A 15,094-nucleotide genomic window follows, 5' to 3' on the forward strand; every position below is an offset into this window, starting at 1 on the left:
TGTGACCATCAAAGCCTTTCTGAATATTCAGTCAGGCTTTTTTTTTATGTTTTGATCTACTGCAGTACTTTATACAGGGATAGGTCCAAAATTAGTTTATGGCCGACTGACTATGAAGGGCGATTATGAGTAAATATCTGAAATTTATCCTTCCTGTGATTATTCCATTAATCATTCTAGCGCTTCCTGCTTCAAGCTTTGGCATTGATGGTTTAACAATGGTTGAACAAAGGGTGATTGCAATATTTGTAATGGCTGCGTTATGTTGGGTACTCGAGCCAATTCCTATTTATGCGACCTCGTTATTGATCATCGTACTTGAGTTATTAATTATCTCAGATAAAGGGTTGTGGTTTACCAAAGTTACTTCACCTGATCTAGGTAACTTACTCAGTCATCAAACCATAATGGCTACTTTTGCTTCTCCGATTATCATGCTTTTCTTAGGAGGATTCTTTCTAGCACTAGCGGCCACTAAATACCGACTGGATATTAACCTTGCCCGTGTGCTTTTAAAGCCCTTTGGAGAAAACCCTAAATACGTCATGTTAGGCTTGATGATCATTACTGCTATTTTCTCGATGTTTATGAGCAATACCGCAACGACTGCGATGATGTTATCGATATTAACCCCGGTGATCGCGCTGTTTGCACGTGATGATTTAGGCAAGGTAGCTTTTGCGTTATCCGTGCCTGTTGCCGCCAATATTGGTGGCGTGGCAACCCCCATTGGAACACCACCAAATGCCGTTGCACTTAAATATTTAGTAGATGAAAACAATATTACTTTTGGTGGTTGGATGGCATTTGGCGTGCCCTTTGTAGTGGTGATGTTATTGATTGCCTGGCTACTGTTAAACTCACTTTTTCCTGCAAAAATTAAACGGATAAAACTCGATATTAAGGGGCAGTTTTTAAAAACGCCAAAAGCGATAATTGTTTATGTCACCTTTATTGTGACCATCTTATTGTGGTTGATGGGAGGGCTGCATGGTATGAACTCTTACGTTATCGCGTTGATTCCAGTGGCCGTGTTTTCTATGTTTAAAATCATCACCAAAGAGGATTTAAAGAAGATCTCATGGGATATTTTGTGGTTAGTCTCAGGAGGCATTGCGTTGGGCGTTGCGCTTGATAAATCTGGGCTTGCTAAGAATGCGATTGACGCGATCCCTTTTTCAAGTTTCCACCCTTTGTTGCTCATGGTAGGAGCATCATTACTTTGCATCATTATGGCTAACTTTATGTCTAATACCGCCACGGCCAATTTATTGCTTCCGTTAGTGGCTGCTTTAGGGGCTTCGATGCACGATGTATTACCATTTGGCGGAGAAGTCGCGCTTATCTTGGCGGTGACTTTTGCTGCTTCATTAGGCATGTCTTTACCAGTGAGTACACCGCCTAATGCATTAGCCTATGCATCAGGCCAGATTGAAACAAAACAGATGGCTAAAGTTGGCATCATATTAGGCATAGTTGGATTATTAATCACCTTTGCAATGTTATACATATTGAATCAAATCGCCTTTATTTAGGAGTAGTCAGATGGAAAATATTAATATTATTTGTGTTGATGATGAACGTGAAGTACTTGATTCTGTGGTGCGAGATCTTGATGAGTTGAGCGAGCTATTTAATATTGAAGAGTGTGAATCTGCCATCGAATGCCTCGAATTGTTAGAGGAATTAGATGCAAATCAAGAGTATGTAGCGGTGCTTATTTCTGACCATGTTATGCCAGAGAAAACGGGCGTTGAGTTGTTAACCGAGGTTGAGTTAGATCCGCGTTTTTTAGGCACCAAAAAGTTGTTGCTCACTGGGCTTGCCACCCAAGCAGATACTATCCGTGCTATCAACAATGCTAAATTAGATAATTTCTTGGAAAAAGTATGGGACCCTGCTGAACTATTACAAACAGTTAAGGAGTTATTGACAGAGTTTATTGTTGAGCGAGGCATCGAGTATGACGCTTATATTGAAAAACTCGATGCCCCAACCTTATACCGATTATTAAAATAATCTCTATGTAAATATCGGGTTAATTAATGCTCTGTTATCTGCTTTTTTTTGATTGCTAGCTGTTCATGTTTGTAAATATCGACCCAAAATGCTGTTGCGCCACAAACGGCAACCGGCATGATAATAAAATTAAGTACAGGAATGGTCGTGAAAAAGCTGATCAACATGCCAAATGTTAAGTTTTTACCCAATCTTACTGATAGTGCTTTTTTCATATCTGCGAAAGGGATTTTGTGGTTATCAAAGGGAAAGTCTGCGTATTGAATCACCATCATCCAGCCAGCAAAAACAAACCAAACGAAAGGGGCGACGAGTTGCCCAAAAGCAGGAATAAAAAACAGTAGCCCGCAAACAAGCATACGTGGTAAAAAATAGGCCCACTTTTGTAACTCTCGCTTAAATATCCGTGGCAAATCTTTAACAAGATCCATTAAACCATCGTCATTTATTGGCTCACCAATTAATAAATTTTCTGTTTTTTCAGCTAACAATCCATTAAAAGGTGCCGCTATAAGGTTGGCAACCGTAGAAAAAATGAAAGCGAAACTGACCAGTAATGAAAATATTAAGAATGGCCAAAAAAGGTAGCTCAGCCAACTTAACCAGTCAGGTAAACCAGCCATGTAACTTTCTATCCAATCAGTGATAGTAGTGAACAAGAACCAAAATGCACTGGCGAAAATGAGTACATTGATCATTAATGGAATTAGAACAAAAATACGTAGTTTAGGGTGGCTTAATAATTGTGCACCTTTAAGCAGGTAATTGATCCCTGAAACTGGGTTATTGATGTTGGTATTATTTAACATTTAACAAGTCCATATCATTCATAATGAAGGTATTTTACTCTGCTTTGCATAAATAATGGTAGAAAATAATTATTCCTTAACAGTTTTATAAAAAAAATCGGGCTAGTGATGGACGCTCGCCAGTATTCAATGCTAGTTTAGCGATATTCAACCAATCGTTATCCAATCAAGAGTAACAAAAATGCAACATTTTCAATCAATTCTCATCGTTATCGGACTGCTTGCAATCGGCGGTGTCCTTATTCATGGTTATTTGGTCAGTCGTAAAGAGAAACAGTCTGCATCTGAAGGTGATGTCAGAGTTGATATATTTGCGGAAAAATCGTCTCCGCAGGAAACGCCTCAAGAGAGTGATGGAGTGTTGGGTGAAGTACGTATTATTAGTAATGAGGGCAGTGAACCTGAACCAGAAAATATCGATTTCTCACAGGTTGTTGATGATGATCAGATAGAGCCTATAAAGTTTGATGAGACTGAAGAAGTTGTGCAAGCATCAATAAAAGTTGATGAACTAGCCCCTGAAACGGTGGACGTTATCGAAGAAGCAGAAGAACTTAAAGTTGTGGCTACTTCTGAAGAACAAGATACTGTTGAAATTGTGAGTCCTGTTGAGCCAGAGGTTGTTGCTGACGAGAAGGTCAAAGCGGATTCTGAAGCAACTGATAAAGTAGCGGTTCAACCTCAAGACTTATTTATTTTTAACGTTGTTGCGCGTGAAGATAATCAGCTTGGTGGGCATGAATTGCTGCAGTTTTTCTTAACTTCTGGCTTTCGTTTTGGTGAGATGTCTATTTTTCATCGTCATCAGGAGTCAGACGGTACTGGTCCGGTATTATTCAGTATTGCTAATATGATGGCTCCTGGCATATTTGATGTTGATAATATGGAACAGTTTAAATCTGAAGGGGTGTCTTTTTTCTTGACCGCACCTAATAAAGATATCGACATTAAAAAATCCTTTGACATGATGCTACGTGCTGTTGAGCAGATGGCTGAGGAGTTTGACTGTGATGTCCTTAATGCCGAGCGTGAACCCCTTACTAAAGCGCAATTTATTGAGTACAATAACCGTCTACTGCGTTATATCTAGTTAGTAAAATTAGTGATAGCGCATTGTTGTTTAAAGCCTCGAATATCGAGGTTTTTTTATAAATAATACTATACGAAGTAAATAGTTTTTCTATTTTACTGGTTAAAATAACTTATATTTTCGTAAATGAGAACAATCATTTACGTCAAATTTCGCCTTGAGATAAGTCATTTTTTCTGCGTTAATTTTAGATTAAATACTTAATTCGATTGGTATAAAGATCAGGTTTAAAATGAGCATTGAAAACGAAATTGAGCAATTAAGCGAACAATTAGAAAGCTATAACTACCAATATTATGTCCTTGATAATCCCTCTGTACCTGATGCCGAATATGATCGTGTCTTTCAGAAACTGCTTGCCTTAGAAACAAATACAGAAGGGCATCCACTGCCTAGCTCACCAACACAAAAAGTCGGCGGTGTGGCGCTGAGTAAGTTTGAACAAGTCACTCATGAAATACCGATGCTGAGTCTAGATAATGTGTTCGAAGCACAGGCATTGAAAGACTTTATGAAACGTGCTCAAGATAAGTCCACATCCGCTGAGATAGAATTTTGTATTGAACCAAAATTAGATGGCTTGGCTGCTAGTATCATCTATGAAAATGGGGTGTTAGTGCAAGCCGCGACGCGAGGTGATGGTCAAACCGGTGAAAATGTTACCGAAAATGTCAAAACGATTAAAAATATTCCCCTTAAGCTACGTGGAGAAAATATTCCTGCTCGCCTCGAGGTACGTGGCGAAGTATTCATGCTCAAAGCTGGCTTTGCTAAGCTCAATAAAAAGTTGATGGATGCCGGAGAAAAACCATTTGTAAACCCACGTAATGCAGCCGCCGGAAGCCTGCGTCAGTTAGACTCAAAAATCGCAGCCAGTCGTCCCTTAGCGTTTTATTGCTATGCTGTTGGGGTATTTGATGGCGAGCTCGCGGACAGTCAATTTGCACGTATTGAGCAACTTAGAGGATGGGGATTGCCAGTTTCAGAAGAGGTTAAGCGAGTCAGTGGCGAGCAAGCTTGTTTAGAATATTATCAATCGATCACCGTTAAACGCCCCAATTTAGCCTATGAAATTGATGGGGTGGTTTACAAAGTTGATAATATTGCTTTGCAACAAAAACTAGGCTTTGTTGCTCGCGCCCCACGTTGGGCAACTGCCTTTAAATTTCCGGCTGAAGAAGCTATCACTACTGTTGAAAACGTTGAGTTCCAAGTAGGGCGAACCGGTGCGATCACCCCTGTTGCTAAGTTAAAACCAGTATTTGTCGGTGGAGTAACGGTTTCTAATGCAACACTACATAATAAAGATGAAATATCACGCCTTGGTATTTTGGTTGGTGATTCAGTTGTGGTCAGACGCGCTGGTGATGTTATTCCACAAGTAGCGCGCGTTATACTAGAAAAACGTGATGCAGAAAAATGTAAAGCAATTGTTTTTCCTGCACGTTGTCCAGTTTGTGACAGTGAAGTGGAGCGCATTGAAGGCGAAGCAACCATTCGCTGTTCCGGTGGTTTATTTTGTGGTGCACAGCGCAAAGAGGCGATTAAACACTTTGCTTCGCGTAAAGCGTTAGATATTGACGGCTTAGGCAATAAGTTGGTGGAGTTATTGGTTGATCACAGTCTGATTAAGTCTCCTGCACAACTGTTTAACTTAACAGCAACTCAGGTTTCTTCTTTACCACGTATGGGGGATGTTTCTGCTAAAAAGCTCATTAATAGCTTACAGTTGAGCAAAAAAACGACGCTCGCACGTTTCCTCTATTCATTAGGTATTCGTGAAGTGGGTGAAGCTACTGCGAATAACTTAGCGAACTATTATAAAAATATTGATGCATTAAAAGACGCTTCCGTTGAGAATTTGCAATCGGTGTCTGATGTTGGTGAAATTGTCGCTAAACATATCTACTACTTTTTTCGCCAAGAGCATAATATAGAGGTTGTTAATCAACTACTTGATGCAGGTATCCATTGGCCTGAAATAAAAACAGCGTCACAAAGCGAGCTGTCTTTAACAGGGCAGATATTTGTGATCACAGGATCCTTTACACGACTTACACGAGCAGAGATTAAAACTGCTCTACAAGATAAAGGTGCGAAGGTGGCTGGCAGTGTTTCTAAAAAGACGACCACTGTCATTGCTGGTGAGGCTGCTGGCTCTAAGCTGACTAAAGCACAAGAGCTTGGCATAGCGATCATGGATGAAGATGCGTTGATGAATTTACTAAATAATCTTTAAAGGGAAGCTCATGAAGAAGATAAAAAATGAATCTCAACTACTACAACATGCGATAAAATTAGGGGCAAGTTACGCCCTTAAACGAGGTTATGCAGGCATTGATGGCACTACTTCTGCTAAAGATAAGCAAGAAGTTATTTATCGACTGCTAGTACAGGATAAACTCATTACACCATTAAATAAGAATGATGAAACGACGGCGAATATTCGTCATAAATTGGTGGTTTGGATAATGAAACACCTACCAGCAGATCATTCACTATTACAGTAAATTAGACTAGTAAAAATCGAGAATATTAATGTTATTAACCCCTTTTTATACCACAAAAGACAATTTAATCAGTGTATCAGCAACGCAGGCAAGTGATTTTGCAAAATTACAATGCTTTGATTTTAATCCTATCCACGATCCTGATAATAAACGCTTTTGTGTCCCTGGCGATCTACTTTTTTCATTAGCACTGCATACTTATGGTGTGAGTGAATCGATGAGCTTTACCTTTACCAATATGGTAGGGGCCGATATGGCGCTAAATTTTCCTGAAACAGATGAAAACAGTATTGTGATCACCAATGCACAGGGAAAAAGTGTCCTAGAGATTGAGCGTAAAGGGAAAATTAATCGCGATAGCCACTTTGTAGAGTCATTAATTAAAAATTACGGGCAATTTTCAGGGCAAAACTTTCCAACTTTGCTGATGCCGTTAATGAAAGAGCACGATGTGATGTTTAACCCAAATCGTCCTTTGGTGATGTATAACAGCATGAGTTTTGAATTTGAAAGTGTTGATTTTGAACAATCAATGCGCCTAGAGTTAGCCGATTCAACCTTAGAGGTTGAGCCTAAGCGAGCAAACAGTTACTTACACTTTGATATTTTTGATGGTGATAAATTATCAGGTAAGGGGATTAAAAAGTTAGTGATTGCAGGTTTAAAGCCTTACGATGAAGAAGTTATCACTGAGTTTGTAAAAGGGTATGAAGCAAGACGAGATGCTTTTTAGATAGGCGCCACAGTTTTATAATAAAAAAGACGCTTCAATTAAACATTGAAGCGTCTTTTTTGTTTGTGTTTAGCAATTCGCTTGGCAGCGATTAACAGTAATTATTCTGCTTCTTCACTTGCTTTTGCGGCTGCTGCAATAATTGGTTGAAGTTCGCCTGTCTGGAACATCTCCATGATAATGTCACAACCACCGACTAATTCACCATCTACCCATAGCTGTGGGAATGTTGGCCAGTTTGCATATTTTGGTAGCTCTGCACGGATATCTGGATTTTGTAAAATATCAACATAAGCAAAAGGAGCACCACACTGCATTAATGCTTGTGAAGCTTGTGAAGAAAAACCACAGCTTGGTAATTTTGGTGATCCTTTCATGTAAAGTAGGATGCTATTTTCGCTGATTTGGCTTTTGATCTTTTCTAAAGTTTCCATTTTAATTTCCTAATAATGATTTTTATGAATTGTACCCGTTAACGTTAACGAAAAAAACGTTATTCTCTATAGGGATAATAAAGATTATTTTACCATAAAATAAGTTTGACATAGATCAATTTATTACCGAGAATGAAATATTAACATATTTATTTAAACGTTTGTTACATCCTATAAATGAAGTAGTTACGGAGAAATTATCATGGCAATTGAATTACCAGCGTTACCTTTTGAAAAAAATGCCCTAGAGCCACATATCTCAGCTGAAACTTTAGAGTTTCACTACGAAAAGCACCATGCGACTTACGTTGTAAAACTAAACGGTTTGATTGAAGGCTCTGACTTAGCAAACAGTTCATTAGAAGAGATTGTTAAAAATAGTGAAGGCCCTGTGTTTAACAATGCGGCTCAAGTTTGGAATCACACTTTCTATTGGAACTGTTTAGCACCTAATGCCGGTGGCGAGCCAACCGGTCCGATTGCAGATGCAATTAACCAAACTTTTGGTTCTTTTGATGCGTTTAAAGCCGCTTGGAATGACAAAGCAGTTAACAACTTTGGTTCTTCTTGGACTTGGCTTGTAAAAAAATCAGACGGAGCCTTAGAGATAGTAAACACCTCAAATGCAGCGACGCCGTTGACTGACGAGTCAGTCACTGTATTGCTAACGGTTGATCTATGGGAACACGCTTATTACATCGATTATCGTAACGTTCGCCCTAACTATTTAAATGGTTTCTGGGCATTAGTAAATTGGGATTTTGTAAACTCAAATTACGCGTAAACATGTTTTAGTGAAGAAAATAAAAAGGGTTAAGGTATTATCTTAACCCTTTTTTTATTTATAAATTAATATGTTAACAGTATTAATTTATAAATAAATAGTTGCTCTATTTTACTGGTTAAAGCAACTTACATCTTCGTTGAAACTTTCGTAACGGAAACAAACTCGATAGTGTCTCAAGTTTCGCCTTGAGTTAAGTCACTTTTCCCGCACAAAATTTAGATCATATACTTAATTCGCTTGGTATAAGCCTTTTAAAAAAAGGTATCTAACGTTTCTTTTACCCGATAACTATCATCAATTAACTGTATTTTGCGCCACTTATCAAAGGTTAAACAGGGATGAGAGGTTGAAAAAGCAATCATATCTCCAACGGCAATATCTGCATCAACAGGGCAGGAAAGATAGGCGTGTTGATCCATAATATCAGTTACTTTCCAATTATTTAGCACCTTATTAACTTGTTGGTCGTCAGGGCGATAAATAAGCTCTGGTATAGGTAAACCGGCATCAAATGCGACATTGCGTTTACCCATTCCAATAATCACATGTCCGGGTTCGGGTATCGATTGTACATATGCCCACACTTCCAAACTAGATTGTAAATCAGCACCTAATTCGTTATTTAAATCACAGGCTATTTGACTGCGTGTTACCACCGCTTGTTGCGCCTCTTGATAGATACCGGTGTCATGAATTAGGTAACATCCCGGGCGGATGATAGGAATAATGCGTGAATTAAGTTTTGCTTCAGTAAATGTTTTTGCGACAACATCATACCAAGCACTGCCAGCGCCGGTTAATAAAACCTGTTGGCTATCAAAACAATTTGTTTCGATTAAATGATGTGTGAAATGGATGGTACTGTTAATAAAATCGCTAATAAGCGTCACTTCATCTTCACCATGAATAACGCCTTCATAAAATTCAACACCACAAAGTTTTAAATGTTTAAAGCGATTAATTGCTTCAATGACCTGTAGTGCACTGTTTTTATCGCGACAGCCACAACGACCTGAAGCGACCCCAATTTCTAATAACAAGTTGAGATTGACGTTTTTATCTCTAAAAAATTGACCCAGTTGTTCTACATTCGCGACGCTATCGACTAAGCAATAAAATTCAACTTCACGATCCGAGATCACTTCATGAATAAGGCGCATATTTTGTTTGCCAATAAGCTGATTGGCTAACATTAAACGTTTAATTCCATGCTCGTAAGCACTGACGATTTGTGGTGCTGTGGCTAATGTGATCGCCCAAGCACCTGAATTCAACTGTAACTGAAATAGAGCGGGTGTCATCGATGTTTTGCCATGTGGCGCTAATTTAACGCAGTTTTTCTCAGCAAACTTTTGCATCCAGTTGAGATTATTTTGGATTCGAGAGTGATAAAGCACTGCACAGGGAAGACTGAGATCTTCATTTAATAAGTTTAAACCAGAACTGCTAACTGAAATTGCCATTTTACAAACACTCCCTTTTATCGACTTTTGTGTAACTAAATAACAAAATAAACTTTGATTTATGATATTAAGTAACATTATAATCAAGTTTGTACCTGATAGTAAGGATTAATTGTGCAACTAGATGTTGATATCGTTTCGGTTATAAATGAAAAAATGAGAGCTTTTAGCAGTGCAGAGCAAAAAGTGGCACAGTTAATTTTAAAAGATCTGTATTTCTCGGCAAATGCCAGTATTGCCGAGATCGCTGAAGCCGCCGATGTCAGTGAGGCTTCCATAACCCGTTTTGCCAAAGTAGTGGGCTGCCAAAACGTACGAGATATGAAAATGCGTATTGCCCAGTCATTAGCGGTGGGGCAACGCTTTATTAGTGATGTTCCCGTTGAGTCGACTGGTATCAGTGCTATTTATGAAAACATTAAACATGCTTTAAATGAAAATGCGACATTAATTAGTGAAGATATTTTGCATCAAGCCACTGAGTTGGTCACCAAGGCAAGGCAAATATTAGTCTTTGGTGTTGGTGGGGGATCAACCGTCTTGGCACAGGAGATCCAACATCGACTGTTTCGATTAGGACATTTTTGCCAGTCATATAGTGATCCTATGTTGATGCGTATGGCGGCATCCACATCGGAAAAAAATGATATTGTTATCTGTTTATCCCTAAGTGGCTATTCTGCGGATGTACAAGAAAGTGCGCGCATTGCCAAACACAATGGTTGCCAGATTATCGCCATAACTCAAAAGGGGACACCACTCTGTGAAGCTGCATCGTTGCTACTACCGATAAAAATAGAGGAGAGTGATTACATCTTCAAACCCACTGCATCTCGTTATGTGATGATGGCTGCTATCGATGTACTGGTGACCGAAGTCGCTATCAATCAGAAACATAAAACCCGAGAAAAGCTAAGAAAACTAAAAGTTAACCTTGATAATTATCGTGGTAAAAGCGATCGCTTGCCACTTGGTGATTGAACTTAAAATGGGGTAAAGAGATGTTATTAATAAAAAATGCATTGATTATTGATGGAACAGGTAGACCCGGTTATCACGCAGATTTACGCATTCATGATGATAAAATAGCTTCAATTGGCAATATTCAAGCAAGGCCTCAGGAGGTTGTTGTTGATGCAGGCGGGTTAGTGCTTGCACCGGGTTTTATTGATGTACATACCCACGATGATACACAGGTTATCAAACAACCAGATATGCTCACAAAAATAAGTCAGGGGGTTACTACCGTCATTGTTGGCAACTGCGGTATTAGTGCATCTCCAGTTACTTTAACAAATACGCCACCCGATCCAATGAATCTATTAGGGCAAGCAGATGATTTTAATTACCCTAGCTTCAAAAGTTATATTGACGCCGTCTTAAAAGCACAGCCACGCGTAAATGTAGGTGCGTTAGTAGGGCACACATCACTGCGTAATAATGTCATGGATTGCCTACAGCGAAGTGCCACTGATGATGAAATATCATCAATGCAAACCCAGCTTAAACAGTCATTAGCAGATGGCGCTATTGGTTTAAGCTCTGGCCTTGCCTATGGCAGTGCGCAATGCGCCACAATAGATGAAGTCAAAGCCTTGGTGGCTTGCTTAGCGACTTATAATGGCGTGTATACGACACACTTACGCACTGAGTTTGATGAAATAATTTCTGCGATGCACGAGGCCTTCGATACCGCAAAATCTGGAAAAGTGCCATTAATTATCTCGCATTTAAAATGTGCGGGGGCAAATAATTGGGGGCGGACGACTGAGACGCTTAAATTACTTGAGCATAAAGCGCAAACGCAAAAAGTTGCTTGCGACTGTTATCCCTACAGCGCCAGCTCTTCGACGTTAGATCTTAATCAGATCACAGCTGACTTTGATATCTTTATCACTTGGTCAGATGCGGAGCCACAAATGGCGGGTAAATTATTGGCTGAGATAGCTGATGTTTGGCAAGTTTCACTCCTAGAAGCCGGCAAGCGATTACAACCTGCGGGGGCTGTTTACCATGGTTTACACGAAGAAGATGTACAGCGAGTATTAAAGTATAAACGCACCATGATAGGGTCCGATGGTTTACCTAATGATCCACATCCTCACCCAAGGTTATGGGGCGCATTCACCCGAGTATTAGGCCATTACAGTCGCGAATTAAATCTATTTTCACTGCCCGAAGCAATTCATAAAATGACTGGTTTATCTGCGCAGCAATATCAGCTTCGTGGACGTGGAGAAATTAAAATAGGCAATCAAGCAGATCTAGTATTGTTTGATGCGAAAAAAGTACAAGCGAATGCCACCTTTGAAAACCCGATTCAAGCATCGACAGGTATTCAAAGAGTATGGGTAAACGGTCAATTAAGTTACCAGGGAGGCACGCTAATCGGTGGCCGATTTGGACATTTTTTATTAAATAAAGGAGAAAATAATGAGTATTAAACGTTTTGGTGCCGAGGGCGGTACGGGCACTGGTGGCCAACATTTACCTTTTTCAAGTGCAGTAGAAGCGGGTGGGTTTTTATACGTTTCAGGGCAAACACCGATGATTGATGGCGAAGTTGTTGAAGGTGGAATTGTAGATCAAGCACGACTGACGATCCAAAAATGTGTCGATATCATGGAAAGTGCCGGTTATGGGTTACAGGATGTTGTACATGTTAAAGTGATTTTAACTGATTCTCGTTATTTCCAATCTTTTAACAAAGTTTTTAAGGAGTTTTTTGGCGAGCATCCGCCAGCGCGTATCTGCATGGTCTGTGACTTAGTAGTTGATGTAAAAGTAGAAGTTGATGTGACTTGCTATAAAAAGCCACAATAATCACAAGGGGTCAAAAATGAAATTATTACCGATACCTAAAAAGTTAACTTCAAGCGAGGGGCAATGTGATATCGCACTGAATCTCCCTGATGTTATCGACATAGATTGTGCTCCTATTAAGGGGATTGAAGAGCAAACCAATCTAAGTTTAGGCGCACAGGCATTTCATCTTTTGATCACCAGCACCCAAATAACACTCTCTTTTAGCGATCAATTAGGGCGATTGTATGGGCTTAATTTAATTAAACAGATTTCTGAACAATACCCGTTATTTCCTTGTTTAGAGATAGAAGATTCGCCGGACTATCTAAACCGCGGCATTATTTTAGATATTAGTCGCGATAAAGTACCGAAACTTGGGCATCTTTTTAGCTTGATTGACCTATGGGCTCGATTACGTATCAATAAATTACAGCTTTATACGGAACATACCTTTGCCTATGAAGCACACCAAACTGTTTGGCAACACAGTAGCCCCTATAATGGTGATGATATTCGGAAGATCGATCGATATTGTCAGCGAAAAGGTATTGAACTGGTGATTAACCAAGCAACCTTTGGGCATATGGAACGCTGGTTACAGCATGATGATTATAAATATTTAGCCGAACAGACGTCAGGGTTTATGGATCAACGCGGTGATTTTAGGCCATTTTCATTTGGCTTAAACCCTCTAGGCGAGACAAGCGCTGATTTTGTTGACAGATTATTGGATGAGTTAGTACCTCACTTTAGCAGCCAAACAATCAATATAAACTTTGATGAAACCATGGATTTAGGTGTCGGTGTTAGTCGTGATGCCTGCGCCAAATTAGGCAAGGGTGAAGTTTATGTCAGTTACCTCAACAAGTTACTTCAACACACCGAAAAGCGAGGTTTACATACGCAAATTTTCAGCGATATGTTGTTTCATTATCCTGAAATACAAGACAAGCTGCCACGTAATTTAACCTTGCTTAACTGGGGCTACGAAGCTGATCATCCCTTTGATAAAGAGCACCAACAGCTACAAAAAACAGGACTACCCTTTGAAGTTGTTATCTCAACTTGTTGTTTCGCTTCCATTACGGGCCGTTGGCAAAACTGTCAAACACAGATGCTCCGTGGTGCACAATCTGGTCTTAAGTTTGGGGCAACGGGTTATCATATTTCTGAATGGGGAGATATGGGGCATGCGCAACAAACTTCCATGCCGATAGCGGGTTATATTTATGGTGCTGCACTTGCTTGGGGTGTTGAAGATAATCAAGAGATCGATGTTTGTGATTGGCTTAAGTTACTTTATTGCCCTAATGAGCCTCAACTTTCCCCCTATATTATTGCACTGCAAAATGTCTACCTTGATGCTGAAATTACCTGTCCGAACTGTGCCTTTTTTGGGCCACTATTGTTTGATCAAAAATCAGGGCGACATATTAAACATTCGCAAAACTTAACACGAACAGGCTTTGATAAAGCGACTGAACAACTCAAGTTAATGATTAATGGTTTGTGTCAGCAACCTGATAGTTATTTACGTCAGCAGTTAACATGGAGTGCAGAAACTCTTCGTTTCGCTTGTGCTTTAGGGACTGAATTAGTAAAAGAAAATACACGCGATACAAAACAGTTATCGGTCAACAGTAAGCAACAGCTGTTGCCACAACTAGTGCCTTTAATTGTTGAATATGAACGATTATGGAAAATCGATAATCGCATTGGTGGCCTACAAGATAGTGTTTCTCGCTTGCATTATTTACAGCGTTTATTGCAACAATAGCGTAATATAGCGCCTCATTATTGAGATTATCGAGAGAAGAAAGATGAGCAGTAATTTGTTAGATGAATTAACCCAAGCCCTACAAATTTTACCCAGTGTCGGCCCTAAGTCAGCACAACGTATGGTGTATCATCTATTGGATAAAAACCGCCAAGGGGCATTAAAATTAAGTAATGTATTAGAGCGTGCGGTACATGAAATTGGTCATTGTAAACAGTGCCGTACCTTTACAGAGACTGAGTTATGCCATCTTTGTAGTAATGAAAAGCGTAATAACAACGGTGTTATCTGTATTGTTGAAATGCCGGTAGATGTACTTGCCATTGAGCAAACTGCGTTGTTTTCAGGCACCTATTTCGTATTAATGGGGCATCTTTCTCCCTTAGATGGTGTTGGGCCGGATCAACTCGGATTGAACCTATTAGAGTCGCAACTTTCATCGGGTAATATTAACGAAGTCATTTTAGCAACTAACCCAACCGTTGAGGGTGAGGCGACCGCTTATTACATTGCTGAAATGGCCAAGAAATACGCGATTAAAGTGAGTCGAATTGCGCATGGTGTGCCAGTAGGTGGAGAGCTTGAATTTGTGGATAGCACAACCTTGTCACACTCCTTTTCAGGCCGTGCAGAAATATAAAAAAAAGCTTGAAGGCTGGAAAGCTAT

15 protein-coding genes are annotated in these 15,094 nt (G+C 39.7%); 12 read left to right on the forward strand and 3 right to left on the reverse strand.

Features of this window, described 5'->3' with window-relative positions:
- Positions 1–122 precede the first annotated feature (122 nt).
- Both CW745_RS15075 and CW745_RS15080 read left to right on the forward strand, forming a co-directional pair.
- Positions 123–1,535 carry an SLC13 family permease gene (locus tag CW745_RS15075; protein ID WP_202973210.1) on the forward strand — a complete coding sequence of 471 codons (1,413 nt, stop codon included), beginning with the start codon at positions 123–125 and terminating at the stop codon, positions 1,533–1,535.
- Positions 1,536–1,545: 10 nt separating this feature from the next.
- On the forward strand, positions 1,546–2,019 hold the full coding sequence (locus CW745_RS15080; protein WP_101109528.1) for a response regulator: 474 nt from the start codon (positions 1,546–1,548) through the stop codon (positions 2,017–2,019).
- Positions 2,020–2,042: 23 nt separating this feature from the next.
- Here the strand turns inward: CW745_RS15080 and cysZ are convergent, their stop codons facing one another.
- Positions 2,043–2,828 (reverse strand): sulfate transporter CysZ, encoded by a 786-nt coding sequence (cysZ, locus tag CW745_RS15085; protein WP_101109529.1) that lies wholly within the window; start codon positions 2,826–2,828, stop codon positions 2,043–2,045.
- A 181-nt stretch (positions 2,829–3,009) separates the two neighbouring features.
- Here cysZ and zipA point away from each other — a divergent pair, with 181 nt between their 5' ends.
- The 4 genes from zipA (at position 3,010) to CW745_RS15105 (ending at position 7,161) form a co-directional block, all read left to right on the forward strand.
- Positions 3,010–3,918, forward strand: a complete 909-nt coding sequence (zipA, locus tag CW745_RS15090) for a cell division protein ZipA (protein WP_101109530.1) — start codon at positions 3,010–3,012, stop codon at positions 3,916–3,918.
- Between the two features lie 232 nt (positions 3,919–4,150).
- The gene (ligA, locus tag CW745_RS15095; protein ID WP_101109531.1) at positions 4,151–6,157 is read left to right on the forward strand and encodes an NAD-dependent DNA ligase LigA; all 2,007 of its coding nucleotides are present in this window, start codon (positions 4,151–4,153) and stop codon (positions 6,155–6,157) included.
- A gap of 10 nt (positions 6,158–6,167) precedes the next feature.
- Entirely contained in the window at positions 6,168–6,428 is a 261-nt protein-coding gene (locus tag CW745_RS15100; RefSeq protein ID WP_101109532.1) for a DUF5062 family protein, read from the forward strand.
- A 28-nt stretch (positions 6,429–6,456) separates the two neighbouring features.
- The gene (locus CW745_RS15105) at positions 6,457–7,161 is read left to right on the forward strand and encodes a DUF3581 family protein (RefSeq protein ID WP_101109533.1); all 705 of its coding nucleotides are present in this window, start codon (positions 6,457–6,459) and stop codon (positions 7,159–7,161) included.
- Positions 7,162–7,262: 101 nt separating this feature from the next.
- Here CW745_RS15105 and grxD read toward each other — a convergent pair whose 3' ends face one another.
- Positions 7,263–7,595 (reverse strand): Grx4 family monothiol glutaredoxin, encoded by a 333-nt coding sequence (gene grxD / locus CW745_RS15110; protein ID WP_101109534.1) that lies wholly within the window; start codon positions 7,593–7,595, stop codon positions 7,263–7,265.
- 202 nt (positions 7,596–7,797) lie between these two features.
- Between grxD and CW745_RS15115 the strand changes: the two genes are divergently transcribed.
- Positions 7,798–8,379, forward strand: a complete 582-nt coding sequence (locus tag CW745_RS15115) for a Fe-Mn family superoxide dismutase (RefSeq protein ID WP_101109535.1) — start codon at positions 7,798–7,800, stop codon at positions 8,377–8,379.
- Positions 8,380–8,633: 254 nt separating this feature from the next.
- Here the strand turns inward: CW745_RS15115 and CW745_RS15120 are convergent, their stop codons facing one another.
- Positions 8,634–9,845: an amino acid deaminase gene (locus CW745_RS15120; RefSeq protein ID WP_202973208.1), complete on the reverse strand. Its 1,212-nt coding sequence runs from the start codon at positions 9,843–9,845 to the stop codon at positions 8,634–8,636.
- Between the two features lie 114 nt (positions 9,846–9,959).
- Between CW745_RS15120 and CW745_RS15125 the strand changes: the two genes are divergently transcribed.
- The 5 genes from CW745_RS15125 to recR are packed head-to-tail and all read left to right on the forward strand — an operon-like array spanning position 9,960 to position 15,067.
- Positions 9,960–10,826: a MurR/RpiR family transcriptional regulator gene (locus CW745_RS15125; RefSeq protein ID WP_101109537.1), complete on the forward strand. Its 867-nt coding sequence runs from the start codon at positions 9,960–9,962 to the stop codon at positions 10,824–10,826.
- 20 nt (positions 10,827–10,846) lie between these two features.
- Positions 10,847–12,289, forward strand: a complete 1,443-nt coding sequence (locus CW745_RS15130; RefSeq protein ID WP_101109538.1) for a D-aminoacylase — start codon at positions 10,847–10,849, stop codon at positions 12,287–12,289.
- The gene (locus CW745_RS15135) at positions 12,279–12,668 is read left to right on the forward strand and encodes a RidA family protein (protein ID WP_101109539.1); all 390 of its coding nucleotides are present in this window, start codon (positions 12,279–12,281) and stop codon (positions 12,666–12,668) included. The genes CW745_RS15130 and CW745_RS15135 overlap by 11 nt, the downstream gene beginning before the upstream one ends.
- A gap of 16 nt (positions 12,669–12,684) precedes the next feature.
- Complete coding sequence (locus CW745_RS15140) at positions 12,685–14,427, forward strand: family 20 glycosylhydrolase (protein WP_101109540.1); 1,743 nt, start codon at positions 12,685–12,687, stop codon at positions 14,425–14,427.
- Between the two features lie 43 nt (positions 14,428–14,470).
- Positions 14,471–15,067: a recombination mediator RecR gene (gene recR / locus CW745_RS15145; RefSeq protein WP_101109541.1), complete on the forward strand. Its 597-nt coding sequence runs from the start codon at positions 14,471–14,473 to the stop codon at positions 15,065–15,067.
- The last annotated feature ends 27 nt before the right edge of the window (positions 15,068–15,094 follow it).

It is taken from the genome of Psychromonas sp. psych-6C06 (assembly GCF_002835465.1).
In the GTDB taxonomy this organism is placed as follows: domain Bacteria; phylum Pseudomonadota; class Gammaproteobacteria; order Enterobacterales; family Psychromonadaceae; genus Psychromonas.